Origin of the sequence: Candidatus Phyllobacterium onerii (assembly GCF_028331445.1) — a bacterium.
Lineage (GTDB): Bacteria > Pseudomonadota > Alphaproteobacteria > Rhizobiales > Rhizobiaceae > Phyllobacterium > Phyllobacterium onerii.
In genome coordinates, this window is sequence record NZ_JAQMHX010000001.1 from 910,020 (window position 1) to 936,053 (window position 26,034).

28 protein-coding genes are annotated in these 26,034 nt (G+C 55.1%); 13 read left to right on the forward strand and 15 right to left on the reverse strand.

The window, feature by feature from the left end; genetic code table 11:
- Window positions 1-71: 71 nt before the first annotated feature.
- Both PHA01_RS04365 and PHA01_RS04370 read right to left on the reverse strand, forming a co-directional pair.
- The gene (locus PHA01_RS04365; RefSeq protein WP_271893588.1) at window positions 72-398 is read right to left on the reverse strand and encodes a hypothetical protein; all 327 of its coding nucleotides are present in this window, start codon (window positions 396-398) and stop codon (window positions 72-74) included.
- 208 nt (window positions 399-606) lie between these two features.
- Window positions 607-1,449, reverse strand: a complete 843-nt coding sequence (locus PHA01_RS04370) for an FkbM family methyltransferase (protein WP_271893590.1) — start codon at window positions 1,447-1,449, stop codon at window positions 607-609.
- A 335-nt stretch (window positions 1,450-1,784) separates the two neighbouring features.
- On the opposite strand from PHA01_RS04370, the gene PHA01_RS04375 reads away from it, so the two are divergent.
- On the forward strand, window positions 1,785-2,123 hold the full coding sequence (locus tag PHA01_RS04375; protein ID WP_271893592.1) for a BRA0787 family protein: 339 nt from the start codon (window positions 1,785-1,787) through the stop codon (window positions 2,121-2,123).
- Window positions 2,124-2,185: 62 nt separating this feature from the next.
- Here PHA01_RS04375 and copM read toward each other — a convergent pair whose 3' ends face one another.
- The 3 genes from copM to PHA01_RS04390 form a co-directional block, all read right to left on the reverse strand.
- The gene (gene copM / locus PHA01_RS04380; protein ID WP_271893594.1) at window positions 2,186-2,572 is read right to left on the reverse strand and encodes a CopM family metallochaperone; all 387 of its coding nucleotides are present in this window, start codon (window positions 2,570-2,572) and stop codon (window positions 2,186-2,188) included.
- Window positions 2,573-2,653: 81 nt separating this feature from the next.
- The gene (locus PHA01_RS04385) at window positions 2,654-3,007 is read right to left on the reverse strand and encodes a hypothetical protein (RefSeq protein WP_271893596.1); all 354 of its coding nucleotides are present in this window, start codon (window positions 3,005-3,007) and stop codon (window positions 2,654-2,656) included.
- 56 nt (window positions 3,008-3,063) lie between these two features.
- Complete coding sequence (locus tag PHA01_RS04390) at window positions 3,064-4,239, reverse strand: cystathionine beta-lyase (protein ID WP_271893598.1); 1,176 nt, start codon at window positions 4,237-4,239, stop codon at window positions 3,064-3,066.
- Window positions 4,240-4,486: 247 nt separating this feature from the next.
- On the opposite strand from PHA01_RS04390, the gene PHA01_RS04395 reads away from it, so the two are divergent.
- From PHA01_RS04395 to PHA01_RS04425, 7 genes are all read left to right on the forward strand, one after another.
- Window positions 4,487-5,281: a phosphatase PAP2 family protein gene (locus tag PHA01_RS04395; protein ID WP_271893599.1), complete on the forward strand. Its 795-nt coding sequence runs from the start codon at window positions 4,487-4,489 to the stop codon at window positions 5,279-5,281.
- A gap of 239 nt (window positions 5,282-5,520) precedes the next feature.
- The gene (locus PHA01_RS04400) at window positions 5,521-6,549 is read left to right on the forward strand and encodes an amino acid ABC transporter substrate-binding protein (RefSeq protein ID WP_271893600.1); all 1,029 of its coding nucleotides are present in this window, start codon (window positions 5,521-5,523) and stop codon (window positions 6,547-6,549) included.
- 145 nt (window positions 6,550-6,694) lie between these two features.
- Entirely contained in the window at window positions 6,695-7,891 is a 1,197-nt protein-coding gene (locus PHA01_RS04405; RefSeq protein ID WP_271893601.1) for an amino acid ABC transporter permease, read from the forward strand.
- A gap of 2 nt (window positions 7,892-7,893) precedes the next feature.
- A complete protein-coding gene (locus PHA01_RS04410; protein ID WP_271893602.1) occupies window positions 7,894-9,051 on the forward strand; it encodes an amino acid ABC transporter permease in 1,158 nt (385 codons plus the stop codon).
- Between the two features lie 13 nt (window positions 9,052-9,064).
- Window positions 9,065-9,868, forward strand: a complete 804-nt coding sequence (locus tag PHA01_RS04415; protein WP_271893603.1) for an amino acid ABC transporter ATP-binding protein — start codon at window positions 9,065-9,067, stop codon at window positions 9,866-9,868.
- Window positions 9,869-9,976: 108 nt separating this feature from the next.
- Window positions 9,977-10,270, forward strand: coding sequence for a hypothetical protein (locus tag PHA01_RS04420; protein WP_271893604.1), 294 nt, complete (start codon window positions 9,977-9,979; stop codon window positions 10,268-10,270).
- Complete coding sequence (locus PHA01_RS04425; protein WP_271893605.1) at window positions 10,270-10,431, forward strand: hypothetical protein; 162 nt, start codon at window positions 10,270-10,272, stop codon at window positions 10,429-10,431. The genes PHA01_RS04420 and PHA01_RS04425 overlap by 1 nt, the downstream gene beginning before the upstream one ends.
- 3 nt (window positions 10,432-10,434) lie before the next feature.
- Here PHA01_RS04425 and PHA01_RS04430 read toward each other — a convergent pair whose 3' ends face one another.
- The 3 genes from PHA01_RS04430 to PHA01_RS04440 all read right to left on the reverse strand — a co-directional run bounded on the left by PHA01_RS04430 (window position 10,435) and on the right by PHA01_RS04440 (window position 12,391).
- The gene (locus PHA01_RS04430) at window positions 10,435-11,712 is read right to left on the reverse strand and encodes an FAD-dependent monooxygenase (protein ID WP_271893607.1); all 1,278 of its coding nucleotides are present in this window, start codon (window positions 11,710-11,712) and stop codon (window positions 10,435-10,437) included.
- The gene (locus PHA01_RS04435; protein ID WP_271893609.1) at window positions 11,709-11,954 is read right to left on the reverse strand and encodes a zinc-finger domain-containing protein; all 246 of its coding nucleotides are present in this window, start codon (window positions 11,952-11,954) and stop codon (window positions 11,709-11,711) included. Before PHA01_RS04435 ends, PHA01_RS04430 begins: the two co-directional genes overlap by 4 nt.
- A gap of 185 nt (window positions 11,955-12,139) precedes the next feature.
- Window positions 12,140-12,391: a hypothetical protein gene (locus PHA01_RS04440; RefSeq protein WP_271893611.1), complete on the reverse strand. Its 252-nt coding sequence runs from the start codon at window positions 12,389-12,391 to the stop codon at window positions 12,140-12,142.
- A gap of 635 nt (window positions 12,392-13,026) precedes the next feature.
- Here PHA01_RS04440 and PHA01_RS04445 point away from each other — a divergent pair.
- Entirely contained in the window at window positions 13,027-15,258 is a 2,232-nt protein-coding gene (locus tag PHA01_RS04445) for an RNA degradosome polyphosphate kinase (protein ID WP_271893612.1), read from the forward strand.
- Window positions 15,255-16,763 (forward strand): exopolyphosphatase, encoded by a 1,509-nt coding sequence (gene ppx / locus PHA01_RS04450; RefSeq protein ID WP_271893613.1) that lies wholly within the window; start codon window positions 15,255-15,257, stop codon window positions 16,761-16,763. The genes PHA01_RS04445 and ppx overlap by 4 nt, the downstream gene beginning before the upstream one ends.
- A 185-nt stretch (window positions 16,764-16,948) precedes the next feature.
- On the opposite strand, the gene purQ is transcribed toward ppx, so the two are convergent.
- The 4 genes from purQ to purC are packed head-to-tail and all read right to left on the reverse strand — an operon-like array spanning window position 16,949 to window position 18,912.
- Complete coding sequence (purQ, locus tag PHA01_RS04455) at window positions 16,949-17,617, reverse strand: phosphoribosylformylglycinamidine synthase subunit PurQ (protein ID WP_271893615.1); 669 nt, start codon at window positions 17,615-17,617, stop codon at window positions 16,949-16,951.
- The gene (locus PHA01_RS04460; RefSeq protein ID WP_271893616.1) at window positions 17,614-17,868 is read right to left on the reverse strand and encodes a hypothetical protein; all 255 of its coding nucleotides are present in this window, start codon (window positions 17,866-17,868) and stop codon (window positions 17,614-17,616) included. The genes purQ and PHA01_RS04460 overlap by 4 nt, the downstream gene beginning before the upstream one ends.
- Before the next feature lie 20 nt (window positions 17,869-17,888).
- A complete protein-coding gene (purS, locus tag PHA01_RS04465; protein WP_106716990.1) occupies window positions 17,889-18,128 on the reverse strand; it encodes a phosphoribosylformylglycinamidine synthase subunit PurS in 240 nt (79 codons plus the stop codon).
- Between the two features lie 19 nt (window positions 18,129-18,147).
- The gene (purC, locus tag PHA01_RS04470) at window positions 18,148-18,912 is read right to left on the reverse strand and encodes a phosphoribosylaminoimidazolesuccinocarboxamide synthase (RefSeq protein WP_112530810.1); all 765 of its coding nucleotides are present in this window, start codon (window positions 18,910-18,912) and stop codon (window positions 18,148-18,150) included.
- A gap of 309 nt (window positions 18,913-19,221) precedes the next feature.
- Between purC and PHA01_RS04475 the strand changes: the two genes are divergently transcribed.
- Together PHA01_RS04475 and PHA01_RS04480 are read left to right on the forward strand one after the other, a co-directional pair.
- On the forward strand, window positions 19,222-19,542 hold the full coding sequence (locus PHA01_RS04475) for a DUF1476 domain-containing protein (RefSeq protein WP_112530811.1): 321 nt from the start codon (window positions 19,222-19,224) through the stop codon (window positions 19,540-19,542).
- Window positions 19,543-19,629: 87 nt separating this feature from the next.
- Window positions 19,630-20,343 (forward strand): class I SAM-dependent methyltransferase, encoded by a 714-nt coding sequence (locus tag PHA01_RS04480; RefSeq protein WP_271893619.1) that lies wholly within the window; start codon window positions 19,630-19,632, stop codon window positions 20,341-20,343.
- A gap of 6 nt (window positions 20,344-20,349) precedes the next feature.
- On the opposite strand, the gene PHA01_RS04485 is transcribed toward PHA01_RS04480, so the two are convergent.
- Window positions 20,350-21,309, reverse strand: coding sequence for a GGDEF domain-containing protein (locus PHA01_RS04485; RefSeq protein WP_271893622.1), 960 nt, complete (start codon window positions 21,307-21,309; stop codon window positions 20,350-20,352).
- A 185-nt stretch (window positions 21,310-21,494) separates the two neighbouring features.
- Between PHA01_RS04485 and PHA01_RS04490 the strand changes: the two genes are divergently transcribed.
- Entirely contained in the window at window positions 21,495-22,259 is a 765-nt protein-coding gene (locus tag PHA01_RS04490; RefSeq protein WP_271893623.1) for an HpcH/HpaI aldolase family protein, read from the forward strand.
- A gap of 148 nt (window positions 22,260-22,407) precedes the next feature.
- On the opposite strand, the gene PHA01_RS04495 is transcribed toward PHA01_RS04490, so the two are convergent.
- Together PHA01_RS04495 and PHA01_RS04500 are read right to left on the reverse strand one after the other, a co-directional pair.
- The gene (locus PHA01_RS04495) at window positions 22,408-23,364 is read right to left on the reverse strand and encodes an alpha/beta hydrolase family protein (RefSeq protein ID WP_271893624.1); all 957 of its coding nucleotides are present in this window, start codon (window positions 23,362-23,364) and stop codon (window positions 22,408-22,410) included.
- A gap of 118 nt (window positions 23,365-23,482) precedes the next feature.
- A complete protein-coding gene (locus tag PHA01_RS04500; RefSeq protein ID WP_271893626.1) occupies window positions 23,483-25,861 on the reverse strand; it encodes a family 20 glycosylhydrolase in 2,379 nt (792 codons plus the stop codon).
- Window positions 25,862-26,034: the final 173 nt, after the last annotated feature.

Here is a 26,034-nt window from a genome sequence, read left to right on the forward strand (position 1 = left end):
AAATCCATCTGTTCACGAAGAAAATATGAGAAAATAACTCAATAATTCTTCAACAATCAACTAACGTTGGGTTATCCAGTGCATTTCCGACGATCTATAGATCGCGTCATTGAATCGGCTTGTCCCTGCAAGGCGCCGGCCTGCTTCTGGTTGGCCGTACGATAATCGGGCAGGAAGGGGCCGAAGCCGGTGATCACATTCGGGTCCTGGTAGCCGCGGCCGTTGGTAAGCCGGCTGATCTCGGCCACAGCCTGGTTGCGTTGCGCCACAAGTGCGGGGCAGGCAACATTGTCATAATGCAAGGATGAAATTTTTTCATTATCAAGCTGGCTTTGTATGCCTGCGCAGCCCGAAAGCAGTGCGGAAAGAATGATCACCTGAAGGTGCCTTGTCGTCATGGGCCAATATCCTCACCGGAGCATGTCGCACAAAATTGTGCAGCGGTTTTGCGTAAACGACATGCGTGAAAATCAAAGATCTAAAGCGCGGGAGCGAATCTGAAAGATCGCGACACGCTTTAGCGAACAGCGCGGACATGAATGCGGCAATGGCGCCAGTTTGGCAAGATGGATGCAAAAAATGCAGCATCCACTTAGTGATTCGACGTCAGTCGATCAGCAGGACGCGCACGCTTCCCTGGTCGAGGGGGATGTCCGATACGTTGACGATTCGTGGCTCGGCGTCAGTCAACAAGACGCAGCGGCGATAATATGTGGCGAGATAGCGGACGAAGCTCGAACCATGATCACGGTGATAGAGTTCCGGCGAAAGCACAGCATAAATTGGAATATTGCGCTCCATGAGCCCGGTCATGGACAGGCAGGCGATCGCCTCATAGCCTTCGATATCGATCCATACGAGACCGATCTGTTCCAGCGGAACGCATGCGTCCTGCAGGATGGTTTCGACCGTGTTGATCGGGATCCTGGTCTTGGTATCGTTGGGCCTTTGCTGTTTCATGCCGCTTCGCTGCTTGTCGTCGCGGCCCACGTAGAAATTGGCCATTCCATCGATGATACCCACAGCGCCCGGGAAGCAGCAGACCATATCCTGCAGGCCGTTATCATCGACGTTTCGCTGCAGCGCCGTAAAATTGACGGCCTCCGGTTCGACGGCGAGTACGCCCACAAATGCGCCGCATGTTGCCATCTCGATGGTTTGCACTCCCGACCCGGCACCGAGTTCCAGCAGCGTCGCATTGTCGCGAAATGTGCCCGTTGTGCTCAGGATATGACAAACTTTGGCGACTTCGCTTTCGGGGAGCGCACCCAAGTCGATACGCCTGTCCGAGGCCCTGCTTGGCGCACTCCATGCAGCTGCTTTCATAGAACGAAAACGTCCCGCAATCGGCTGGATGCGGGCGGTCAAAAAACCACCGAGACGTTGTATGAAATTGGCCGAAAAATTTGGTCGCGGCTCGAACGCCGCCGTGCGTTGAAAATAGGTCATTGAAAAAATCCAGTTCAAAACAATGATCGATAAAAGCAAAATACGGTTCTATTTGATGTTATCGACGATGCGCTTAGACCAGCGCAACTCAATAATTAGAGTTATATGGAGGACTGTCCTTAGAAAATTTAGTATTTTCAAAGGCGTGGCCAATTGAGCGCAGTTTTTGGTTGAATGACGGAACTTAAAACTGTAGCGAAAACTCGATTTAATCAAGAATGACTAGTAAAATGGTATGGTATAGCAGTTTAGGCTTGCGATAGGTGCCGTCTCGCCCTTATGATTCCACTTCCGGGAGCCCCCGGCAGTTGCAACACAAGAGTGAGGAGACAGGAATGCCTGGTTTGCTGCACCCACTTCATGAGGGCCATGCGCCCATCATATTGCATAATGCCTTTCAGGATGCGATTGACGCCTTGGAGGATTGGGAGCTCGGCAGTGACGAGCCCCAGATTGACGTCAACGAGAAGCGGGTCCCGATCAGCGCTGTGTTCCGGCGTCTATGGACCTGTACGGATATACTTCCCGCACGCACTCTTGCCGTGGTGGAGGATTTGTTGCCTTTGCGTTCAGCCGAATTCAGGATTGGGTCATCGACCTATGCCGATGCCGCCCATAGTCTTTGGCAATTAAGCATGCAGAAACGCGCTGCAACTATCGAGATACGCCAGTAAACTGGAAGTCGTTCTCTGAAAATCACCCGCCGGCCAAAACCGGCGGGTGATTCTCGTCTGGGTCAGCCGCCGTTCTTGGCGAGCCAGGTTTTCATCTGTTTGATCTCGCTTTCCTGTGCTGCGATGATCGTTTCGGCCAGTTTGCGGATCTCCGGATCCTTGCCGTATTCGAGCTCGACCTTGGCCATGTCGATGGCGCCTTGATGATGCGCGATCATGCCCGACACAAAATCCTTGTCGGTATTGCCGGTAAAGGGAATTGCCATATCCTTGTGCATTTTCGCATTGGCCTCGGCGAACGCCTTGGAGGATGCGCTTTGATCGCCTTTGGGCATTGCCATCATGTCGTGCTGCTTGGTCTTGTGCGTCGTGTGATCCTGTGCCAGCACCGGTGAGGTAAAGGCGAGGGCGCAGACCAGCACCGCACTGTGAATATATGTGATTTTCATCGTTGATCTTTCCATGGGCCAGTCAAACCGGCGCAGGCTGTAGCCCGCTCACCTGCGCGTAAAAACGAAAGGAATGATCAATTATATGCGGGGAGGGCGCGGGAGCGGCGCATTGTCCAGCGCGACAAGCGGCAATTCTCCGGCTCGCGGAATGATGATCTTGGGTTGCGGGATAACCGGGACCACAAACGTGATTGCCGGTACTCCGATACAGGCTGCACACAGCGCTGGGTGCTGTTGTTTGGCGTCCCCCGGGCAATGATGTTTGCCGGCGCAGCCATTGGTATGATGAATATGGCCAGACGCCTGCGAAGCCCTGGTCGCAACATCCTGCAAACCCAGTTCCACAGCCAGGCGGCCGGGCGCCGCAAATACCGGAACCCAGCCAATGCTGAGCGCGGTCAAAAATGCGAGGATTGCGGCGAGCCTTTTCATTTGCCCCTTATAGCGGCCAAGTCACCGGGATTGAAATCACCTTGTATTTATCCGTGTCAAACCGCCTTTGCTGCAGCCAGTCCGTTTTCAATGTCGGCAATAAGATCGGCCTTGTCTTCAAGTCCGATCTGCAGCCGGATGACCGGTCCTGCATAATTCTTGCCCGTAATCTCCCGGCCGCCGAGATGGACATGCAATGCGAGACTTTCATATCCGCCCCACGAATAGCCCAGGCCGAAAATCCTCAATGCGTTGAGGAAAGCTTGTGCCTGTGCAACTCCGCCCTGGATGACAATGGAAAACACTCCGCCCGCACCGCAAAAATCGCGTTTGAACAAGGCGTTTCCCGCATGGCTCTCAAGACCGGGATGCAGTACCTCGATGACACCGTCCTGCGCCTCGAGCCATCTGGCGATGTCCAGCGCGCTCTCCGCATGCCGTTCCATGCGCACGCCCATGGTGCGCAGCCCGCGTAAAACCTGATAGGCATCGTCACCGCTCACGCAGAGCCCGAGGGCCGAATGCGCCGCATCCAATGTCTTGAAGCATTTCTCATTGGCCGAAATGGTTCCCATCAGGATGTCTGAATGACCGGCAGGATATTTGGTCGCCGCATGGATCGAGATATCGACGCCATAATCCAGCGACTTGAAATAGATCGGCGTCGCCCAGGTATTGTCCATCATGACGATGGCATCTGCCGCATGGGCCTTTTCAACGATGGCGGGGATGTCCTGGATTTCGAACGTATTGGAGCCCGGTGATTCGGTGAAGACGACACGGGTGTTCGGCTTGATCAATTTCTCTATAGCGCCGCCAACCAGCGGGTCATAGAATTCGACCTCGATACCCAATCGTTTCAACATGGTTTTGCAGAAATGGCGGGTATTGCCGTAGCAGCTGTCGACCATCAGCAGATGATCACCCGGCGAGAGGAAAGCGAGAAGCGGTACCGTCACTGCCGCAAGACCCGAGGGAACGAGAACTGTTCCGGCGGAGCCCTCCAGCTCATCGATCGCGCGGCACAAAGCGTCGGTGGTAGGTGTTCCATGCGTGGCATAGGTATATTGCTGGCTGTGATTAGCCATGGTTTGCGCATCTGGAAACAGCACAGTCGACGCATGGACAACAGGCGGATTGACGAAGCCGTGATAGTCGCGTGGATCATAGCCGCCATGGGCAAGCCTCGTATTGATTCCGGCTTGCGCCACCTTGCCCGGTTGCTTCTCCATGAGATCGTCTCCATATTTCGTGTGCCTTGTCAGAGACTGTTTGAAAATTCATCCCTGATGTGTCAGCTGAGGTGGTTGGTTTTTGAGAACCGGAGCGCAGCGTACACATCGTACGTGAGCACCGGAAGCGTAGAAAATCGCATCAGATGATCGTCGGGGTGGATTTGCAGACGGTGTCGCAGAAGTCGATAATGCCACGGCGTGCTTGTTGCAACAGGAGAGCAGGCTGATTGACTGGAAAGACAAGATGACGAAGCCACGCAATGAGGAACAAACGCAATCCGCCTTGAGCCGGGTCGGTCAGTCCGTTGTCCGCTTTCTGCGCCGCATCAATTCTCCCGCTTATCCGGGTTCTCCGCCCGCGTGGACGAACGGCATGTTCATGGCTGTCGTTCTCATCTTCTTCCTGATTCTACTTATTCATCCCTATGACGCGCTCCTGTCGCGCACGCTGTCGACCTATGAGCCCCTCAATGGTGTGCGGCATCTGACAGATATCGGCCTGTCGCAATGGTATCTCATTCCCGCCTTCGTCATTGGCGTATGCCTGATCGGCATCGATTGGCGGAATATTGCCAAGGACCGGCGTGCCCGCTTTGGCCTCGTCTATGCGCAGGCGACCTTCGCTTTCTGGGCCATCGCTTTATCGGGAATCCTGACCAATATTGCGAAGTTTCTTATCGGTCGCGCGCGCCCAAAATTCATCGATACGCTGGGGGCCAACAGTTTTTCACCGTTCGAAGCCGGATATAATTTTGCGAGTTTTCCGTCTGGTCACTCAACCACCATGGGCGCGGTTGGTGGTGTACTAGCTCTATGGTTCCCGCGCTGGCGCATACCAATCATCCTGGCGACGATGTTCATCGCCTTGACCCGCGTCTTTGCCCGCGCTCACTATCCGACAGATGTCGTGGCCGGCTATACACTCGGCTTTCTGTTCACGATTGTGCTGGCCCGATTCCTGGCCGGACGCCGTACGGCCTTCGTCTTCGGGAAAAGCCAATTCTGGCCTTCTATGCGGTTCGGCGAGCGTTTTTGGTAACAAAACGCGGGTCTGAACAACAAATGATCCAAAAATCTCTTCGTGAGCAGTCGAAAGTCTAACATTGCTATAATATTGAGCAAAGATTACCGCTTGACCAAAGCGTCAGAATGGCCTTCGATAGCTGCGTGAATGGGAGACATATTGGGCCCTTTTTCCGGGGGGCGTGGGGAGCGATCCGCCAATATGATTTTTCCTCTGTGGGAACTATGGGCATCAACCTAAAGGGTCAAATCGTTATGAAAAATCTTGTTTTGAAGGGCGCTCTGGCAGCCTCGGCGCTCGTCCTTCTGGCGAACGCAGCTTCAGCTGCCACACTGGACGACGTCAAGAAGAAGGGCTTCCTTCAATGCGGCGTCAACACCGGTCTTCCAGGCTTCGCTTCACCGAATGACAAAGGCGAATGGTCGGGTTTTGACGTTGACTATTGCCGCGCAGTTGCTGCTGCCGTTTTTGGTGATCCGACAAAAGTAAAATATACGCCATTGTCCGCGAAAGACCGCCTCCCTGCATTGCAGTCGGGCGAGATCGACGTTCTCATCCGCAACACAACCTGGACTCTCAGTCGTGACGAACAGGGCTTTGATTTCACCGGCGTCAACTACTATGACGGTCAAGGTTTCATGATCAACTCGAAGAAGTTGTCGGGTATCAATTCCGCCTTGCAACTTTCGGGTGCTTCGGTCTGCGTTCAGGCGGGCACGACCACCGAGCTCAACCTTGCCGACTATTTCAAGGCGAACAAGATGGAATACAATCCCGTCGTGTTCGAGAAGGTTGAAGAGGTCAATGCTGCGTACGATTCAGGACGTTGCGATGCCTATACGACAGACCAGTCCGGCCTTTATGCGTACCGCCTCGCGTTAACAGCTCCGGATGATCACATCGTTTTGCCAGAGATCATTTCAAAGGAGCCGCTCGGACCTGTAGTACGCCAGGGTGATCAGCAATGGGCCGACATTATTCGCTGGACTCATTATGCCCTGTTGACTGCAGAAGAACTTGGCATCACCAAAGCCAACGTCGAGGAATTGGCCAAGGGTGACAGCCCTGAAGTCAAGCGTGTGCTTGGCCAGGAAGCCGGGACCAAGCTTGGGACTGATCTTGGTTTGACCAATGATTGGGTCGTAAATATCGTCAAGGCCGTTGGCAATTACGGTGAAATTTTCGACAAGAACCTCGGTTCCGGAAGCCCGCTCAAGATTGCACGCGGCATCAATGCCCAGTGGAGCAAGGGCGGCCTGCAGTACGCGATGCCGATTCGCTGATTACTTGAAGCAATTCCAGCAAAAATGGGAACTGGAATTGCGTCAAACAAAGTGATCTTTTTGAAAATCAGGTGAGGAGGCCCGGCCTCCTCACCTACCATAATAAAAAATAATAAGAACAAGCATTTACAGAAATGAGGGGCCAATGGCATCACAGGATATTACGCCTGTCGGCAAAGACAGCGCCAAGGTATCACTTTTAAACGATCCGAAATTCCGCGGTTATATTTTTCAGGCGGTGGCTGTCCTTGTGATCGCCGGCCTCGTGTACTGGATGGTCAACAACACAATCGCCAATCTCCAGCGTGCGAACCTTGCATCGGGCTTCGGGTTTCTCGACGGTCGCTCCGGTTTCGATATCAGCAGTAGTCCGTACCTGGCTTATTCGAGTGACTCGACTTATTTGCAAGCCCTGTGGGTCGGCATTCTCAACACTTTGACGGTTGCCTTCGCCGGCATCATCACCGCGACGATCATCGGTTTCATCATCGGTATCGGCCGGCTTTCTCACAATTGGCTGATACGCAAGATTTGCACGGTTTACGTCGAGGTTTTCCGCAACATTCCGCCACTGCTGGTTATTTTCTTCTGGTATTCCGGCGTTTTGTCGGTGCTGCCGCAGGCCCGTCAAAGCATCAGCCTGCCGTTCAACACGTTCTTGAACAATCGCGGCTTTTTCTTCCCTGCGCCTGTCTTCGGTGAGGGCGCGTGGCTTGCAGGGGTTGGCCTTCTGGTTGGCATTGCCGGCACGTTCTTCGTGCGGCGCTGGGCTTATAAGCGGCAGATGGCGACTGGACAACAGTTTCCAGTCGGCTGGACCTCGCTTGGATTGATTGTAGGACTGCCAGTCCTGGCGCTCGCCATCAAGGGTTTCCCGCTATCGTTCGACTATCCGGTCCTTGGCGCTTTCAATTTGAAGGGCGGATCTCAGGTCGGTCCGGAGTTCATGTCGCTCTTTTTGGCCTTGTCCTTTTATACTGCTGCCTTCATCGCCGAAATCGTCCGCGCCGGTATTCGTGGTGTCGGCAAGGGCCAGAGCGAGGCCGCTCATGCTCTCGGATTGCGCGCAGGTCCGACGACGCGGCTCGTGGTTGTGCCGCAGGCAATGCGCATCATCATCCCGCCTCTGACGAGCCAATATCTCAATCTGACCAAGAACTCGTCCCTTGCCGTTGCGATCGGCTATCCAGATCTGGTTGCAGTGGGCGGGACGATCCTCAATCAGACAAATCGTTCTATTGAAGTCGTTACCATCTGGCTGGTGGTCTATCTCAGCATCAGTGTTCTGACATCGCTCTTCATGAACTGGTTCAACGCCAAAATGGCACTGGTGGAGCGCTGATCATGGTAGATAGTAATTTAAGCTTTGTCCGTACCGAAATGCTTCAAGGGCAGACACCGCCGCTGGCCGAACGTGGCGTGGTCAAATGGGTGCGCACCAATCTCTTCGCCACGCCCATCGATTCGGTACTTACGATTTTCGCGCTTCTGATCATTGCGTGGTTCCTGCCCCCGGTGATCAGATGGGCGTTCATCGAGGCGTCGTGGGTCGGACCTGACCGATCGGTCTGTGCGACCGTTGCGCAGGGCGGTATCCAGCCGGAAGGCTGGTCTGGCGCCTGCTGGGCCTATGTGAATGCCAATTTCAACCAGTTCATGTATGGCCGCTATCCGATTGAGGAACATTGGCGCGTCAATCTCGTGGGCATTATGTTTGTGCTGCTTCTTGTTCCGCTGCTCATTCCCAAAGTGCCCTACAAGGCGCTGAACGCCATCACGTTCTTCTTCATTTTCCCGATTGTGGCGTTCTTCCTGCTCGTTGGCGGCTGGCTTGGCCTTTCCTATGTCGAGACGCCATTGTGGGGCGGCTTGCTGGTCACGCTGGTGATTTCCTTCGTCGGTATTTGCGTTTCCTTGCCGCTTGGAATCATTCTGGCGTTGGGGAGGCGGTCGAAACTGCCTGTCATCAAGATGCTGTGCGTCATCTTCATCGAGACGATCCGCGGTGTCCCGCTGATAACGGTTCTCTTCATGGCAAGTTACATGCTGCCGCTGTTCCTCCCACCCGGCGTGACATTCGACAAACTGCTGCGTGCCCTGATCGGTGTGGCTCTGTTCGCCTCCGCCTACATGGCAGAGGTCGTGCGCGGTGGTCTGCAGGCGATCCCGAAGGGTCAATATGAGGGGGCCGATTCACTCGGCCTTGGCTACTGGCAGAAAACGAGGCTGATCATCCTGCCGCAGGCGCTGAAGCTGGTGATACCCAGTATCGTCAACACCTTCATCGGTCTGTTCAAGGATACGAGCCTCGTTTCCGTCATCAGTATGTTCGATCTGCTCGGAATCGTGAAACAGCACTTTTCCGATGCCAATTGGGCATCTCCGCAAACGCCTATTTCCGGCCTGGTCTTCGCCGGGTTCGTCTTCTGGATTTTCTGTTTCGGTATGTCGCGTTATTCCCTGTTCATGGAGAACCGGCTCGATACAGGACACAAACGCTAAGGAGCATATGCTTATGACCACTGAAAACATCATCGACCCGGAAGAAATCCATGTCGACCGCTCGCTCCTTCACGTTTCAAAGACGGACGTAGCTGTTGAAATCATCAACATGAACAAGTGGTATGGCGACTTTCACGTTCTGAAGGACATCAACCTCAAGGTGATGCGCGGCGAGCGCATTGTCATTGCGGGTCCGTCCGGTTCGGGCAAGTCCACCATGATCCGCTGCATCAACCGCCTGGAAGAGCATCAAAGCGGTAAAATCCTTGTCGACGGTATCGAACTCACCAGCGATCTGAAAAAGATCGACGAGGTGCGTCGCGAAGTCGGCATGGTGTTCCAGCACTTCAACCTTTTCCCGCATCTGACGATCCTCGAAAACTGCACGCTCGCGCCGATCTGGGTGCGCAAGATGCCGAAGAAAAAGGCCGACGAGGTGGCAATGCACTTTCTGGAACGCGTCAAGATCCCGGAACAGGCCAATAAATATCCGGGCCAGCTCTCCGGCGGTCAGCAGCAGCGCGTGGCAATCGCCCGGTCACTCTGCATGAATCCGCGTATCATGTTGTTCGATGAACCGACCTCGGCACTCGATCCGGAGATGATCAAGGAAGTGCTGGATACGATGGTCCAGTTGGCCGAAGAAGGCATGACGATGGTTTGCGTCACGCATGAGATGGGCTTTGCCCGTCAGGTCGCAAATCGCGTGATCTTCATGGATCAGGGGCAGATTGTCGAGCAGAATGAACCGGCAGCGTTCTTCGACAACCCGCAGCACGAGCGCACGAAACTGTTCCTCAGCCAGATCCTGCACTAGCAGTCCTGGAACGAATTTTCCGGATTTATTGCGGCGGCCAAACCGGCCGCCGTCTCTTTACGATTTTCAATTCCACATTTTTGACAAATCCATTTCATCAGGACTTGCATGACCGAGGACGATCAAGAGACCACCAGAGGTGAACTCGAAGAGCTCATTGCAATTGAAAAAATGCGCAATAACGAGATTCGCAAATACGTTGCTGCGGCGATTGACAGACTTTCTACTGCGACTGCCGTGGTTGGTATTCTTGGACCGATTGTCAGCGTGGTTACAAATGGCGTGAGCGATCACACGTCATTCTTCCTGGTGTCGCAATCGTTTATCATGGTGAGCGGCGGAGCACTCTCGTACGGACTTCACCTTTATGGTAAAACGATATTGAGGCGAGGGTTAAGATAATGCTGGCAAATACTATCTTCATCATATTCTGGATGACAATTATCAGCGTTGGCGCGATTCTTGTTGCCAGACATGAGGTCAATCAGAGCCAGAAAGAAACCGATGATCGCATCGCCGAAATCACCCGCGAGTTGAAACGGCGCGCAACCCCGGCCGAATAACACTCAAACCTGTTCTTTTCGCTCTTCCGCATCAAATCCGTACAGCCAGTCAAATCCCTTGATGAACTTTTCCACCGGACGGTTGCGCAGCAGGATATTACGCGCAACGGCCACCGGTCCCTTTGCATGATAGGCGAGGTGGTTGAGCGCTCCGCGCCTGACAACTGCGCTGATACGCTTCGTCCGGGCTCTGCTGAACCGGGCGAGGGCAGACGGCCAGGCGGCACGGTCCGCGCTCAACACATCAGCCAGTGCGCACGCATCTTCGATGGCCATCGCCGCACCCTGCGCCGCATAAGGTGTCATGGCATGCGCAGCATCGCCAATCAGCACCACACGCTCCTCGGTCAGGAACCGGCATTTCTTCATCTCGAACAGCCGCCAGGGCGTCCAGGGACGACCCGCCCGCATGACATCGCGCAGTCCCACATGCCAACCGGCGAATTCCCGGATGAAATTCTGGCTCGGGCTCTCCGGATCGACAGGAACGGGCCATCGGTTGCCAGCCTGGTGGTCGGGCGCAACCGCTACAAAATTGATCACCTGGCCGGAACGGATCGGATAGGCGATCAGATGCGCGTTGGGGCCAGTCCAGGCGACGACGTTGACCCCGGGTGGCAACAATGTCTTGAACGATTCCGGCAGTTGGTCGACCCCTAGCGATGATCGCCATGCGACCATGCCGGTATAACGCGCACGGTCCGCGTCGGAGACAGCGGTGCGCAGGTTCGACCACACGCCGTCTGCGCCGACCAGCAGCGCGCCGCGGTGTTCTTCGATGCGGTCATGATATTGCACGCGAACGAGCATGCCTTGGCTGTCAGCCTTGCGCTGCGTCACGGTCGATTGCAACTGTATGGCGATGTTGGGCCGACTGCGCGCGAGGGTGAGCAAAGTGTTCTGCAAATCGGCGCGGTGACAAACGATATAGGGCGCACCCCAGCGTTTCGTCGCTTGTTCGCCAATCGGCAACCGCAGCAACTCGCCGCCGCTCGTTCCGTCCTGCAAGCAGACGGCTTGCGGTTCGACGGATGCGTATTGCAGATGTTCCATCGCGCCGAGTCGGGCGAGAAGCCGTGTCGCGTTGGGGGAAAGCTGCAATCCGGCACCGATTTCGGCGAGCGCCGCGCTTTTCTCGAATATCTGGACATGAAAGCCCTTGGCGCTCAATGCAAGGGCGAGAGTGAGGCCAGCAATACCTGCACCGGCAATGATGATCTGATCAGGATTTGGAATTCGCCTGTTTCGTTCTGTTTTCAGATCGATGAGTGCTGCTTTCAAGCGGCCTTATCCACATAGGTGCAACCCTCGGGAACGGTCACATCGGCGGCAAGCGAAGCATCATATCGATAAAGCGTAGAGCAATAGGGACACACCTTCTCATTGTCGTCGCCGAGATCGAGGAAAACATGCGGGTGGTCGAAAGGTGAATTGGCGCCGACGCACATGAATTCCTTCACGCCGATGGCAATGCTCGCATGTCCTGCGCTGTTCTGAAAATGAGGGATGCTGTGTCCAGCCATTATTCGCTCCTGAAACCTTTCGCCAAGCGCGCATAGCGCCCATTCGCTTTGTCTTAAAACAAAAGGCGCGCAAAGGAAACGCGTTCTATGTCGCAGTATTTGTTTCTACATTCGCGAAACAGTGCGAATCCTGGAGGCATCCCACCGAAAGGTCAATTATCCTTCAAGCCGGGCTGCTGAAAAAGCTATTTCAAAGTAAAAGCAGATGCCTTTTGGCGGGATTTTGGAATGGCTGCGTACCCCGGGGAGACATACTCCACAATGCGAACATGACCATTGCGTTTGTCGTCGGGCCTTCGAGCCGCGTCTGCTACGACAGCGCGATCCGCGGGCACGATTGTCAGGCCAACGTTTAATGTTTGGGCATGCGCCGAAGGTATGCCAAAAAATAGTGCGATAAGGACAAAGGCACGAAGAACGGAAATAATTTTTTCCATAGCCGCTCCAGTGAAGTTCATGCATTCAAGCAAGAAATCCAATAGGTTAACGCCGATACGTTATAAAAAGTCCAATCAAAGGTTCGGGCATCGGATTAGACATTGCCCTCGGCCGGCCCCGGCCACGGGCATTCATTGCCCGCTAATAAATGACCATGATCTCCGTGTATTGTCGAGTTAATCTGTCAGTTATTGTTAATATGCTCAGCGCAAATTAGTTTAAATTTGATAATTATTTAGCGGCTAAATAATTCACAGAAGATCGATCGGTTCTGCATTCTGCCGATGGATTTGACTCGAATTCACCCGGCAGAACGATTCCATTTGGATGTTTTTCGCTCTAGAGTGCGATTCAGCTATATGATGACGATCTCAGGACGCTTGCTATCAAACTGTCAAAAGACTTGTCTAGAGTGAGCGCCGAAGTGTCCGTCCTAAAAGTCGCTGCGGCGAGGCATAGGGCGTGGTTTTCGAGAACCGGAGCGCAGCGTACATTAAGTACGTGAGCACCGGAAGCGCAGAAAATCGCGTCAGATGACCGCCGCAGTAGAGTTCCAAGACGGACACCAAGACCATTTTCAAAGGCGCCGAAGCGTCTTCCATTTTTAACAGGACATTTTTGTCGGAGAATACCAATGAACGAACAATCATCCGCGATTCCGGAAGCCCTGGAAAAAGTGGATACGACTGCGATTCCACAAGCCCTGGAAAAAGTGGATTTGGCGAATTTGCACACAAGCGTCGATCGCTTCGTCAATCGTGAGTTTTCCTGGCTGCAGTTCAATCGCCGCGTTCTGGAAGAAGCCGAGAACACGCATCAGCCGTTGCTTGAACGTTTGCGTTTCCTCTCCATCTCGGCGGCCAATCTCGATGAATTCTTCATGGTGCGTATCGCCGGTCTTGCAGGGCAGGTACGCGCTGGCGTTTCAGACCGCAGCGACGATGGGCGCACACCCCAGGAACAGCTTGAATTCGTTCTCGATGAGGTCGTGAAGCTGCAGATTGCCCAGCAGCACCGGTTCGATGATTTGCGGGCGGAAATGCTCAAGGAAAACATCGAGATCGTTCGTCCGGACGGGTTGACCGCCAATGAGCAGTCCTGGCTGGAAGACCATTTCCTTGAAACCATCTATCCGGTTCTGACGCCGCTTGCCATTGATCCGGCGCATCCCTTTCCATTCATTCCCAATCTTGGTTTCTCGATCGCCATGCTCCTCAACCGGAGCACCGACAATCGTCCAATGACAGCGTTGCTACGTCTGCCTCAAGCGTTGAAGCGCTTCATCCAAATTCCGGACGACAAGGGACGTTTCCGTTTCCTCACGCTCGAGGATGCGATCAGCCTGTTTACCGGGCGGCTTTTCCCCGGCTACGAGGTTAAAGGTGCCGGTACTTTCCGCATCATCCGCGACAGTGATATCGAGGTCGAGGAGGAGGCCGAGGATTTGGTGCGCCTGTTCGAAACCGCGCTCAAGCGCCGCCGTCGTGGTCAGGTTATTCGCATCGAATTCGACGATGAAATGCCGGAATCACTGCGCAGTTTCGTCGCCACCGAGCTCGGTGTTCCCGATAATCGCATCAGCGTTCTCGATGGACTGCTTGCGCTCAACATGATTTCGGAAATCGTCAGCATCCCGCGTGCCGACCTGAAGTTCGTGCCCTATAATCCACGTTTCCCTGAGCGCGTGCGCGAGCACGGCGGTGATTGTTTTGCGGCTATTCGCGAAAAAGATATCGTCGTTCACCACCCTTACGAATCCTTCGACGTGGTCGTCCAGTTCCTGCGACAGGCTGCAGCCGATCCGGACGTCGTGGCGATCAAGCAGACCCTCTATCGTACATCGAACGACAGCCCGATCGTGCGTGCGTTGATCGATGCCGCCGATGCCGGCAAGTCGGTGACGGCGCTTATCGAACTCAAGGCCCGCTTCGACGAGGAAGCCAATATTCGCTGGGCCCGCGATCTGGAACGTGCCGGTGTACAGGTCGTCTTTGGCTTCATCGAATGGAAGACCCACGCCAAGATGTCGCTGGTCGTGCGCCGTGAAGAGGCGAAGTTGCGCAGTTACGTGCATCTGGGGACGGGAAATTATCACCCGATCACTGCGAAGATCTATACCGACCTGTCATTCTTTACTTGCGAGCCGTCTATCGGCCGCGATGTGGCGCAGATATTCAATTTCATCACCGGCTATACGCCGCCTTCCGGCGAGATGGGCATTGCCGTTTCGCCGATCTCGCTTCGCCCCCGCATCATGCAGCACATTGCCGAGGAAATCGCTCATGCCAAAGCCGGGCGGCCCGCTTCGATCTGGATGAAGATGAACTCCCTGGTCGACGCGGAAATCATCGACGCGCTCTATGACGCCGGCCGGCAAGGGGTAGAGATCGATCTCGTCGTGCGTGGCATTTGTTGTCTGCGCCCGCAGCTTCCAGGCCTTTCCGACAATATCCGCGCGAAATCCATCGTTGGACGCTTTCTCGAACACAGCCGCATCTTCTGCTTTGGCAATGGCGAACCGATGCCGTCGGAAAAGGCGCTGGTTTATTTCGGCTCCGCCGACATGATGACCCGCAATCTCGATCGCCGCGTCGAGACGCTGGTGCCGATCACCAATCCAACAGTGCATCAACAGGTTCTTTCACAGATTATGTTGGCGAACCTTCTCGACAATCAGCAGAGTTACGAGTTACTAGCAGACGGAACGTCACGCCGGATCACACCTGCTGACGGGGAAGAAGCTTTTAACGCACAGGAATATTTCATGACAAATCCCAGCCTTTCAGGCCGTGGCAAGTCGCTGAAGTCTTCAGCACCGCGATTGATTGCGCATCGCAAGCGGTCAAAGAGAAATAAGGCTGCATGATATCGGCTGCACAAGGACGCGTGCAGGGGCGTCAACCAGCTGCTGTCATCGATATCGGTTCGAACTCTGTACGTTTGGTGGTGTATGAAGGCGTAAACCGGTCTCCCACCGTTCTATTCAACGAGAAGATACTCTGCGGCCTTGGCAAGGGGCTGGCGAAAACCGGCAAGCTGAATGCGAAGGCGGTACAAAGCGCGCTGCGTGCTTTGCGTCGTTTTCGCGCGCTAGCCGATCAGGCCGGGGCAGTTTCACTCGACGTTCTCGCGACAGCTGCGGCGCGCGAGGCCGAGAACGGCTCACAATTCATCCGGGAAGCCGAGGCGCTACTCAAGGAGCCGATAAAGGTTCTTTCGGGTAGGGAAGAGGCCTATTTCTCCGCGCTTGGCATTATTTCTGGCTTCCATGATCCGGACGGCATTGCCGGTGATCTTGGCGGCGGCAGTCTGGAACTTGTCGATATCAAGGGCAGTCAGATCGGCGATGGCATCACGCTTCCGCTCGGCGGTCTGCGCCTGCAGGACATGTCCGACGGCGATTTGAACAAAGCCACGGAACTAGCAAGAAAGCATCTCGCCTCGGCAAAGCTGCTCGGCAATGGCAAGGGCAGGGCGTTTTATGCGGTTGGCGGCACATGGCGAAATCTCGCCAAGCTGCATATGAGTGCAAAGCACTACCCGCTTCACGTCATGCATCATTATGAGATCCCGTTCGATGAAGCCCAACGCTTCCTCAAGCTTGTTGCGGCAGGCGATCTCGATTACATGCGCGGCATCGAGGACGTTTCCAAAAACCGCCGTTCGCTCCTGTCTTACGGTGCCATAGCCCTTCTCGAAACCATCCGGTTGATGCGGCCTTCCAAGGTCGTCTTCTCGGCGATTGGCGTGCGCGAGGGTTTTCTCTACTCGCTCCTGTCGGAGAGCGATCGACTGGAAGACCCGCTGATCTCGGCAGCAGAAGAACTGGCGGTCTTACGCGCCCGGTCGCCGGCCTATGCGCGCGAGCTGGCGGAGTGGAGTGGAGAGGCATTTGCGGCCCTCGGTTATGATGAAACCGAGGATGAAAAGCGCTATCGCCGCGCCGCCTGTCTGGTTGCGGATATCAGCTGGCGCGCCCATCCGGATTATCGCGGAAGCCAGGCGCTGAACATGATTTCCAACGCCTCCTTCATCGGCATCGATCATCCCGGACGAGCCTATATAGCGCTCGCCAATTTCTTCCGGCACGAGGGCGTTTCCACTAGTGTTGCCGACCCGGAACTTGCTGCCATAGCGACACCCCGATTGCTGGAATATTCGAAGATTCTCGCCGCGATCATGCGTATCACCTATCCGTTTTCCGCATCGATGGCCGGTGTGGTGCCAAAGCTTTCATGGAAGAAGACGGCGGAAGGGCTCGAGCTTGTGATCGACAAGAGCAAGGCGGACCTGATCGGCGATGTGCCGGAGGGCCGCCTGCAGCAGCTGGCAAGGCTGACAGGCAAGAATATCAGGATGGTTGTCAGCTAAAACGCTGATGAGGCGCCATGGTCATTCACGCTATAAGATCGCCCTAGGACTGTTGAGATTCATGCTATGACGCGACGAAAATGGTGGTTTTCGAGCATCGGAGCGCAACGTACTTTAAGGTACGTGAGCACCGGAGCGCAGAGGAACGCCATTTGCAGGCCGTCAGAGCGTGAATACCGACAGGCCTAGGCGGCGACGCCCAGCACGCCCGTGAACAACGCACGGCCGTCGGTCCCGCCATGAGCCGCTTCGATCAGGTTTTCCGGATGTGGCATGAGCCCCAGCACGTTACCGTTCTTGTTGATGATACCCGCGATATCGTTCATCGAGCCATTCGGGTTGGTGCCCTCGGCATAACGGAACACCACCTGGCCATCGCCTTCGATGCGCGCCAGCGTCTCGGCGTCCGCAAAATAGTTGCCATCATGATGCGCGACAGGGCACTGGATGATCTGGCCATGCGAATAGCCGCGGGTGAACGGCGTATTGGCATTGGTGACTTCGAGTTTCACCTGGCGGCAAACGAATTTCAGCGAGGCATTGCGCATCAGCGCACCGGGCAGGAGGCCGGCTTCCACCAGGATCTGGAAGCCATTGCATACGCCCATCACCATGACGCCCTTGTTCGCCTTCTCGCGGATCGCTTCCATCACGGGCATGCGCGCTGCGATGGCGCCGCAGCGCAGGTAATCGCCATAGGAAAAGCCGCCGGGGATAACAATCAGATCGACATCGGGAATTTCCGTATCCGTCTGCCACACCGTATGCGGTGCAACGCCGGATATCTTGGTCAACGCCGCAATCATGTCGCGGTCACGGTTAAGGCCGGGAAGGAGTACGACTGCTGATTTCATGGGTGCGGTTCAAACCTTGCTTGTGCTTCTGCGAATTCCCGAAGGTCGAGACGATTTTCAATGCGTTCGAGACGGTCGACGATCTGGCCGACAGTACCGTGCACATTATTCACGTCGCCCTGCAACATATGAAGATGGTTACGGATGCTAACGTTATCCTGTCGCAACTCCCGCAGATTATCCTTTAAAGAGGATACGTCCGTCTGCACCTTCCTCAACACTTCGTAAATCAAATCTTGCGTCACTACCATGGCGAATCCTTGAAAAGTCATCAATCAATAGCGAAACTATAATCTTCGATCACCGTATTGGCGAGAAGCTTTTCGCACATTGCCTTGAGGTTCGCCTCGGCCTTTGCCTTGTCGCTCGTATCAAGTTCGACGTCGAAAACCTTGCCTTGGCGAACCGAGCCGACACCCTCGAAACCGAGGCTGCCGAGAGCACCGACGATCGCCTTGCCCTGCGGGTCAAGAACGCCATTCTTCAAGGTTACAGTGACACGTGCCTTCATCGATCTGTCTTCTCCGGTGTTACTTGACCAATACGGGCCCCGCAGGCCGCGTCGGTTCGTTTTCATTCATGATGCCGAGACGGCGCGCTACTTCCTGATAGGCCTCGATCAGTCCGCCCATATCGCGGCGAAACCGGTCCTTGTCCATCTTCTCGCTCGTCTGCGCGTCCCACAGCCGGGCGCTGTCCGGCGAGAATTCGTCGGCAAGAACGATGCGCATCATTTCACCTTCATAAAGCCGGCCGCATTCGATCTTGAAATCGACAAGCTGGATACCGACGCCAAGAAACAGCCCGCTCAAAAAGTCGTTGATGCGGATGGCGAGCGCCATGATGTCATCGATTTCCTGCGGTGCAGCCCAGCCGAAGGCCGTGATGTGCTCCTCGGAGACCATCGGGTCATCGAGCTCGTCGTTCTTGTAGTAGAACTCGATGATCGAGCGGGGCAGCACAGTGCCTTCCTCGATGCCGAGGCGCTTTGCCAGCGAGCCGGCCGCGATATTGCGCACGACGACCTGCAGCGGGATGATCTCGACTTCCTTGATCAGCTGCTCGCGCATGTTCATGCGGCGTATAAAGTGCGTCGGGATGCCCATGCGATTGAGCTGGGTGAAGATATATTCGGAAATGCGGTTATTGAGGACGCCCTTGCCGTCGATTACTTGGGTTTTCTTGGGGTGAAGCACAGTTGTATCGTCTTTGAAATGCTGGACGAGTGTGCCTGGTTCTGGTCCTTCGTAAAGGATCTTTGCTTTGCCTTCGTAGACACGGCGGCGACGGTTCATTGCGGATTCTCTGGTATTGGAGTTATCGGTCGGCCTTGGGTCTTGGCCGTCATGTTGGCGCGCTAACTATCGCAAAAGCAAGCATTCTACAATGATCCTTTATGGAGCTCCCCCGTTTTATGGGTTATATGCTGGTTCTACGACAATATGAAACTAGTCGATGCAGGGATGGTCGATTGAGCCTTTTGATTTTGCACGGAATGGTTATATGGGAATCGACAAAGACAAAAACATCGGGACCTGCCTGAAAAACGCCTGATACATGACTGTATTACTAGTTAACGACACAATTTGCGGGAGCAAGAGAGGATGACAATGCAAGATCGCGAAAACGCCTTTGAAAACAAGTATGCGCATGACGCAGAAGTGCGTTTCAGGGCGGAGGCCCGGCGTAACAAGCTTCTTGGCATCTGGGCGGCGGAAAAGCTCGGCAAGGCCGATGAAGCCGCCGACGCCTATGTGAAAGAGGTCATCAAGGCTGATTTCCAGGAAGCCGGCGACGACGATGTCTTCCGCAAGATCCGTGCCGATTTCGATGCTGCCGGTATCGACACGTCCGACCATCGCATCCGCCGCAAGATGGAAGAGCTGATGATCGAGGCCATACAGCAGATCGAAGGCGCTCCCTGATTTCCTGCCGCCCTTTAGAGCCGCAAAAAGCCGCCCACTGGGCGGCTTTTTGTCTGCAGGACGCCTCAGTCGTTTGGAGATTCCCCCATGGTTGAAACTTCCTCTGCAAAGTTCGACACAGCCCGTGCCAATGAATATGCGCGACAAAGCCGCATCGCACTCGCAGGCTACGATGCATGCCACGAACTTACCGCCTGCATGCTGGCTGCACATCTCGGACATGATCGACCGGCTCGAATTCTGGTCGCAGGCGCCGGAGGAACCGCGGGCGAGATCATCGTCTCAGCCAGGCTTGGGCCAAATTGGGATTTTGTCGCAGTCGACCCGTCCCAGCCGATGCTGGAGCTTGCGCAGAGGAATATTACCGAAGCCCGCATTCAAACCCGCGTGCAGTGCGTGCTGGGCAACGTCTCCGACATATCGGCACAAGAGCCATTTGATGCGGCTGTGATGATCGGCGTGCTGCACCATCTGCCGGGCACGCAGATGAAGGCGGATATCCTGAACGAGGTCTCGACACGGCTGAAGCCGGGTGCGCCGTTCGTCATCGCGGGCAACTATCGTGCATATGCGTCTCAGCCCGTGCTCATGGCGGCATGGGCCGAAAGATGGCGGCTGCATGGTGCGAGCTCTTCCGAGATAGAGGCGAAAATGGCAAAGATTCTGCAAGGCGCTGACCCGCCTTTATCCGAAGAAGCTGTATTCTCGCTTCTATCGTCTGCGGGTTTCGAAGCCCCTTTGCGCTTCTTTTCGAGCCTTTTCTGGGGCGCATGGCTTGCGCAGCGGGCCCGGGCGGATTGATCAGAGTCAAATTACGCTGATGTGGTTTCGCCCGCCCAGCTTTGCCTCATAAAGCGCAAGGTCAGCGCGGGAGAAAAGGTCTTGTGCCGTATCGTCCGCCCGCAATGCCGTGATCCCGACCGAACATGTATAAGCAAGGTCCGGCCAATTCTGCAAAGGGCGGGCCAATCTGATCCGCTCCAGCACGCGCTCAAGAATGCCGATGCCGGTTTCGAGCGGCGTGTCGGGCAGGATCAGCATGAATTCCTCACCGCCGATCCTTCCGAAACAATCGAGCCGCCGCACAAAACTGTGCGCGTGCCGGGCGAAATCGAGCAAAACCTGGTCACCCGCCTGATGCCCGTAACGATCGTTGATCGCCTTGAAATGGTCGATATCGAGCACGGCGACACAGCCTTTGACGACCCCGTCAGCTGGCAATTCGCGCCGTGTCAGTTCTTCGAGCCTGGTCATGATGAAACGCCGGTTGCCAACGCCGGTCAGCTCGTCCGTCTGTGAAGCCCGCAATGCGAGATCGCGGTCCTGCCGCAAGCGGCGATCATCCGTGCGCAGCGGCGTAATATCGTTGGCGATGCAGAGCATCCAGCCGTTCTGCTGGACTGTTTCCGTCATCCAGAGCCATCGACCATCGACCAGATCTGTCTCGAAGGCACGAAACGGCATCTTTCCGCGCCGCGACTGAGTCGATATCAGCCACTCTTCGAAATTCTTTGTCGTGAGCACTGTCCCGAGCCCGGCATGGTAGTTACGCCGCATGAGTTCGCCCCAACTCGGCTGTTCCCCCGGCGCCAAATGGAAGGCCGCTCGCCAGCTCTTGTTGGCATAGCGCAAGACATCATTCTGGTCATAGAGTGAGATGAGTACCTGGCTTTCATCCTGCGATAACAGGAGGTTGTAGAGAATTTCGTCTCTTAGCCCAGTCTCTTCTATGAATTTTGGATCGTTTCCATCATGGAAAACTGTCATCTGCACCATAATTGCATTGGTGATAGGACTCACATCACCGTTAGTTTACACGATTTCGACCTTACAATCGATTCCGTCACGCATTCGTTCCAACGGGCTTGGCAAATGAGAATTTCACCATCGCCCTTGACCAGTCTGCTCTCAGCTTCCCATACTCGCCAAAATCACACACGAGGAATCTCCCCATGTCGCTCGCAGCGCGTCTGAAATCCGGCGAAACCATTTATTCTGGCTGGTCGCATCTGACCGATCCATTTGCCATGGAGGCGCTTGCCCGCACGCCGCTCGATGCGGTGCTGTTCGACATGCAGCACGGGCCGCACGATACCGCGAGCGTCGCCGCGCTCACCGGCATTCTGCGCAACGCCCAAAAGCATGCGCTGGTGCGCATTCCGGTCGGTCGTTTCGACATGGCGAGCCGGGCGCTGGACTTCGGTGTCGAAGGCGTCGTCGCGCCGATGATCAACAGCGTCCACGATGCAAAGCTTTTCGCAGCCGCGATGAAATATCCGCCGCTCGGCGAGCGCTCCTGGGGCCAGATGCGCGGTCGTCCCGCGAGCTATGGCGCCGGTGGCTCCGGCGGCTATTTGCGCGAGGTGAACGAGGAGACGCTTGCCTTCGCCATGATCGAGACCCGCGCTGCCTATGAGGCGCTGGATTACATTCTTGAGGTGGATGGTATCGATGGCGTGTTTGTCGGCCCGTCGGATTTCTCCATTGCCTGGAGCGACGGGCAGGAGGTGGATGCAGCTTCCGAAGCCATCATCGAGCCGCTGATGCAGATTGCCGCTAAGACCAAGGCGGCAGGCAAGCTCTGTGCAATCTACGCAGCGACGCCGGCACTGGCAAAACGCTTCGCTGGTCTCGGCTATACGTATATTCCTCTTTCCGTCGACACAGCCTATCTGACCCTTGGCGTACAGACATTCCTCGATGCGATCGAGGGGTAAGACTTGGTCCGGCGAATCAAGGCGCGATCATCGTGGAAAGGCTTCTCCCTCTGAGTGAGAAGCCTTGTTCGAAGCGGTCGTACCGGCGTCTGCCTCAACGCCCTGATGTTGGAAGCGATGAGGCAGGGCGAGTCGTTCTGTTGAACTGCTACAGCAGAATGTCATCCAAATCCAGATATTGCCTAAAGTAGGTCAGCGTTGCATTGATCATTTCATCAACCAAAGCTGACCCTTTTCCAATGTTAAACGAATGGTCCATATCCCGAACCATTAATTCTTCTGACCCGCTATGAGCCTTGAGAAACAGCTTTCCCGTCTCCGGCTGAGGCCCCACGCTGAAATCCTTCGTCCCAACGGCAACAAACAAAGGTCCACTATACTGCGCTATTTCGGCCAAGGGATGAAAGGTATAGAGTTCTTTGAAAAAGGCTCCATTCAATCCAGTATTGCCGACACGCTTGTCATCGGCAACTTGAGGGCCGTCAGCATTTGGTAGGCCCAGCTTGACATTTTTGTTGCTATACCAACCCTCAAAGGTAAGCGACGGGTTGATGACAGCATTCCACAGCCCAACACCACGAAGCCCCTTTGTTCTGGCTGCCAGAGCAGCCGCAATCATGCCGCCCTGACTCCAGCCGGCAACGGCGATCCGCTTGCCGTCAACGGATGGACTGGATCGCAAGTAGGAAACTGCCTGGACCGCATCCTCTGTCTGCCGGGAAAAAGTGGTTTCCGCCCAAGCGGTTTCGCTCTCGCCTGAGCCGCGAAAATCTATACGCAAACTGGCATAACCGCTCTGCGCCCAAAGTTTCGCAGCATGTTTAAAGATACCTTCGCCGTACTTGGGAATGTTTGCTTCATCGCGATTACCCGTGTGACCATGCAAGAGAAGAATGACAGGGGCTGGACCTTTGCCGACTGGGGTAGCAAGAGTGTCAACTACTTTACTCCCGTTTACCAGAAATTGGATCTTCTCTTCCTTGACACCGTACACCTCTGGAGGAGGAAAGACGATAGAGCCCGGCTCTGTTGCATGACTGCCGGCTGTTTGTAGAAACATGGAACAAATCAAAGTTATGAACGCAATCGCAAGTGCTTTTTTCATCAAATGAACTCCTTGAAATTATAGTCGTGAAATAACGCTTCATTGAAAGATTCTGCCGGGTTTGATGACAAGTTTATGAAGCTGAATCGGGAGCGTGTGCCCTTGATGTTTGGCTTTGTCACGGGCAGGTTCTCTTGGCGGTGGGGACGCAAGCCGGCTTAACATCAATTGATGCTGTGGTGGCGGGCTTGGGATCACCCTCAATGGGCGAGTTTGCAAACAGCGTCACGCCGGGGCCGTATTGCAGGACACCGACGCTCTTGCGTATCTCGGAGTAGGGCACGAGCTTGCCGTCGCCATCCTTGATTTGCCCGCGCCACCATACCTGGCCACCTGCCGGAATTCCATCTTTCAACAGGTTGTTCGCCAATACCTCCCATGTATAATCCCTCTCCCACGCCTTGTCGTTCCAGACCGATAGCTGCCCGCCAATAGGGCCGAATGCATTGTCGGTGGGGTAGGTGTTGGACCAAAAGTCATAGATTTTTTCGCCTTTCAAGCCGAGGGGATTGAACCAATCAACCTCGGTTAGCGAGGGAACGATATAGTGAATTCCGTCCATGCCTTCGATCCAGTCGTAGCCCCGTTCTTTCCAGCTGGGACCTTTCTCGCTGTTTGCCCAGCGCGTGACAAAGAAGCGTTTGTCCTGATCGGGGAGATATGCTTGATCACCCCAGATTTCCACGGTCTTGCCCTTGCTAATAAGAAACTCGCCAAGCTTGTTGAGATAGGCGATGGCTGCCGACCCAAGACCGTTTATCCAAACTTCATCCCCGCCAATATGTATCCGATTCGACCTGAACCAGGGCATGAACTCATTGAACACGGACTGGATATAGACGAGTGTCTCAGGCTTTCTTGGATCGATCATCTCGTTCCCGTTCGTATCCTTCACGGCAAGATCGGTGCGGTCGCGGGCAAATATTATGGAATGTCCGGGCGTATCGATCTCCGGAACGATCCTTACCCCATTGTCAGCCGCGATCGCTTCGAGTTCGTCCCAGTCATTGCGCGAATACGTGGCTTCGCCCACCGGATAAAGTTTGGCGAAGACACTATTGTCGCATTTCAGGCGAAATGCCGCCGATTGCGTGCCTGACTTGTTTTTATTGTGGTCGTTCAAATGCAGATGCAGTGTGTTCATCTTGTACCAGCCCATAAAGCGGATGTAATTCTTTAGGAAGTCAAGACCCGCATATTTGCGCCCCACATCGAACATCAGCCGGCGATGGGCAAAGCGGGGAATATCCACCGTATAACCCTGCTTCACCTCCGCATGTGCTTTTGCTGGTCTGCCATCGAGCATGAGCATCTGCAGCAGGGTGCGCGAGGCATAGAAGACGCTGTCAGTATAATCGCGCTTGTCCTCATCCACACGCACGCCCTTGGCGATATTGCCGCGCAGGATCGCCGCCTTGCCGATATTGAGCGTATAACCCTCATTGCCGATCTTCGTCTTCACCGCCTCGTTGCAGGGGGAAAGGCTTAAAGCAATGTCACCGTCGCGCACCAGCGGCTCGGTTACGACAGGCAAGGTGAGGCCGGTGATTTCCGCAAGGTCGGTGACCAGCCTGTCGGCGAGCGGCTGCAGCGCCTTCGCGTTTGCCGGTTCGATGTTGATGCGGCTTTTCGCGGTCAGGGTAAGATTGTCCATGCCGCCCTGCCATTTAGCAACGCCCGGAACCACCGCAGGAGCCTTGTTCTTGTCGAGCATGGATGCCGGTGTGCTGGTAAGAATGTCGCTCTTTTCGTCCGTGGTGCAGGCGAATTTCGCGGTGGCAAGGGCGGGAACCATTGCAATATCCGCCTTGGTTTCGATCAGCTTTTCCAGCGCGGCGATGCGATCCGTGAAACCCTTGATGTCCTCATCGGTGAACGTCGTCTTCCCTGTGAGATCAGTGCGCAATCCGGCAAGCGTGTCCTTCAGCGTTTTCAGCAATTCCGGATCGGCAGCGGCGAGAAGCGCTTCGAGCTTCGCCTTGACGCCGCCGACGTAGTCCTTGACTTCCCTGAAATCCGTCGCACTGGCGAACTTGTCGCTAAGCGCGGCCAGACTATCGGAAAGCTCCGCGACCTTTGCCGTTTTCGGTGCCTTGTCGAGTTCGGTGCGTAGATCCTTGAGCTCCTGCTTGAAAGCCTCGAATTCTTCGGCGGTGCTGAACGCAGGGATCTTGCCGATCTGCTCCTTAAGGGCGACCAGCCGCTTTTCCAGCTCCGGCGAAATATCGGGGCGTTCATCAATGGTCTTCACCACGGCGGCAAGGCGCGTCTCGAAGGCCGCCGTGTCATCGGCGCGCGCCTGTTTGAGCGAGGCGATTTCCTTGTTCTGATCGTCGATGGTCGCCTTGTTCTGTTGCTGGGCGCTATCGAGCGCAGCGATCTTCTGATTCATCCCATTGAAAGTCGAAGTGTTGTCAGTGCCGCCCTTGTCGTCATTGCAGGCGGCGAGCGCCAGACTTAGGGACAAGGCCGTGGTGGCCAAAAACATTTGTCGCATCAATTGAACCCCTTGAAATTATTGTTCTGAAATATCGCTTCATTGAAAATGCATGACGTTCCGCACAGAGCGGCTGTGTGGTATTGAATTGGACTTGGTGAGCAATCCGGAGCAATTCGACGAAAGTGCAAGCCCGGCGCGCTGTATGACAGATTTATGAAAAACTCCGGCGA

Coding starts and splice junctions, on each gene's coding strand:
- PHA01_RS04365 (WP_271893588.1), bottom strand. CDS start 398: ATGACGACAAGGCACCTTCAGGTGATCATTCTTTCCGCACTGCTTTCG.
- PHA01_RS04370 (WP_271893590.1), bottom strand. CDS start 1,449: ATGACCTATTTTCAACGCACGGCGGCGTTCGAGCCGCGACCAAATTTT.
- PHA01_RS04375 (WP_271893592.1), top strand. CDS start 1,785: ATGCCTGGTTTGCTGCACCCACTTCATGAGGGCCATGCGCCCATCATA.
- copM (WP_271893594.1), bottom strand. CDS start 2,572: ATGAAAATCACATATATTCACAGTGCGGTGCTGGTCTGCGCCCTCGCC.
- PHA01_RS04385 (WP_271893596.1), bottom strand. CDS start 3,007: ATGAAAAGGCTCGCCGCAATCCTCGCATTTTTGACCGCGCTCAGCATT.
- PHA01_RS04390 (WP_271893598.1), bottom strand. CDS start 4,239: ATGGAGAAGCAACCGGGCAAGGTGGCGCAAGCCGGAATCAATACGAGG.
- PHA01_RS04395 (WP_271893599.1), top strand. CDS start 4,487: ATGACGAAGCCACGCAATGAGGAACAAACGCAATCCGCCTTGAGCCGG.
- PHA01_RS04400 (WP_271893600.1), top strand. CDS start 5,521: ATGAAAAATCTTGTTTTGAAGGGCGCTCTGGCAGCCTCGGCGCTCGTC.
- PHA01_RS04405 (WP_271893601.1), top strand. CDS start 6,695: ATGGCATCACAGGATATTACGCCTGTCGGCAAAGACAGCGCCAAGGTA.
- PHA01_RS04410 (WP_271893602.1), top strand. CDS start 7,894: ATGGTAGATAGTAATTTAAGCTTTGTCCGTACCGAAATGCTTCAAGGG.
- PHA01_RS04415 (WP_271893603.1), top strand. CDS start 9,065: ATGACCACTGAAAACATCATCGACCCGGAAGAAATCCATGTCGACCGC.
- PHA01_RS04420 (WP_271893604.1), top strand. CDS start 9,977: ATGACCGAGGACGATCAAGAGACCACCAGAGGTGAACTCGAAGAGCTC.
- PHA01_RS04425 (WP_271893605.1), top strand. CDS start 10,270: ATGCTGGCAAATACTATCTTCATCATATTCTGGATGACAATTATCAGC.
- PHA01_RS04435 (WP_271893609.1), bottom strand. CDS start 11,954: ATGGCTGGACACAGCATCCCTCATTTTCAGAACAGCGCAGGACATGCG.
- PHA01_RS04440 (WP_271893611.1), bottom strand. CDS start 12,391: ATGGAAAAAATTATTTCCGTTCTTCGTGCCTTTGTCCTTATCGCACTA.
- PHA01_RS04445 (WP_271893612.1), top strand. CDS start 13,027: ATGAACGAACAATCATCCGCGATTCCGGAAGCCCTGGAAAAAGTGGAT.
- ppx (WP_271893613.1), top strand. CDS start 15,255: ATGATATCGGCTGCACAAGGACGCGTGCAGGGGCGTCAACCAGCTGCT.
- purQ (WP_271893615.1), bottom strand. CDS start 17,617: ATGAAATCAGCAGTCGTACTCCTTCCCGGCCTTAACCGTGACCGCGAC.
- PHA01_RS04460 (WP_271893616.1), bottom strand. CDS start 17,868: ATGGTAGTGACGCAAGATTTGATTTACGAAGTGTTGAGGAAGGTGCAG.
- purS (WP_106716990.1), bottom strand. CDS start 18,128: ATGAAGGCACGTGTCACTGTAACCTTGAAGAATGGCGTTCTTGACCCG.
- purC (WP_112530810.1), bottom strand. CDS start 18,912: ATGAACCGTCGCCGCCGTGTCTACGAAGGCAAAGCAAAGATCCTTTAC.
- PHA01_RS04475 (WP_112530811.1), top strand. CDS start 19,222: ATGACAATGCAAGATCGCGAAAACGCCTTTGAAAACAAGTATGCGCAT.
- PHA01_RS04480 (WP_271893619.1), top strand. CDS start 19,630: ATGGTTGAAACTTCCTCTGCAAAGTTCGACACAGCCCGTGCCAATGAA.
- PHA01_RS04485 (WP_271893622.1), bottom strand. CDS start 21,309: ATGACAGTTTTCCATGATGGAAACGATCCAAAATTCATAGAAGAGACT.
- PHA01_RS04490 (WP_271893623.1), top strand. CDS start 21,495: ATGTCGCTCGCAGCGCGTCTGAAATCCGGCGAAACCATTTATTCTGGC.
- PHA01_RS04495 (WP_271893624.1), bottom strand. CDS start 23,364: ATGAAAAAAGCACTTGCGATTGCGTTCATAACTTTGATTTGTTCCATG.
- PHA01_RS04500 (WP_271893626.1), bottom strand. CDS start 25,861: ATGCGACAAATGTTTTTGGCCACCACGGCCTTGTCCCTAAGTCTGGCG.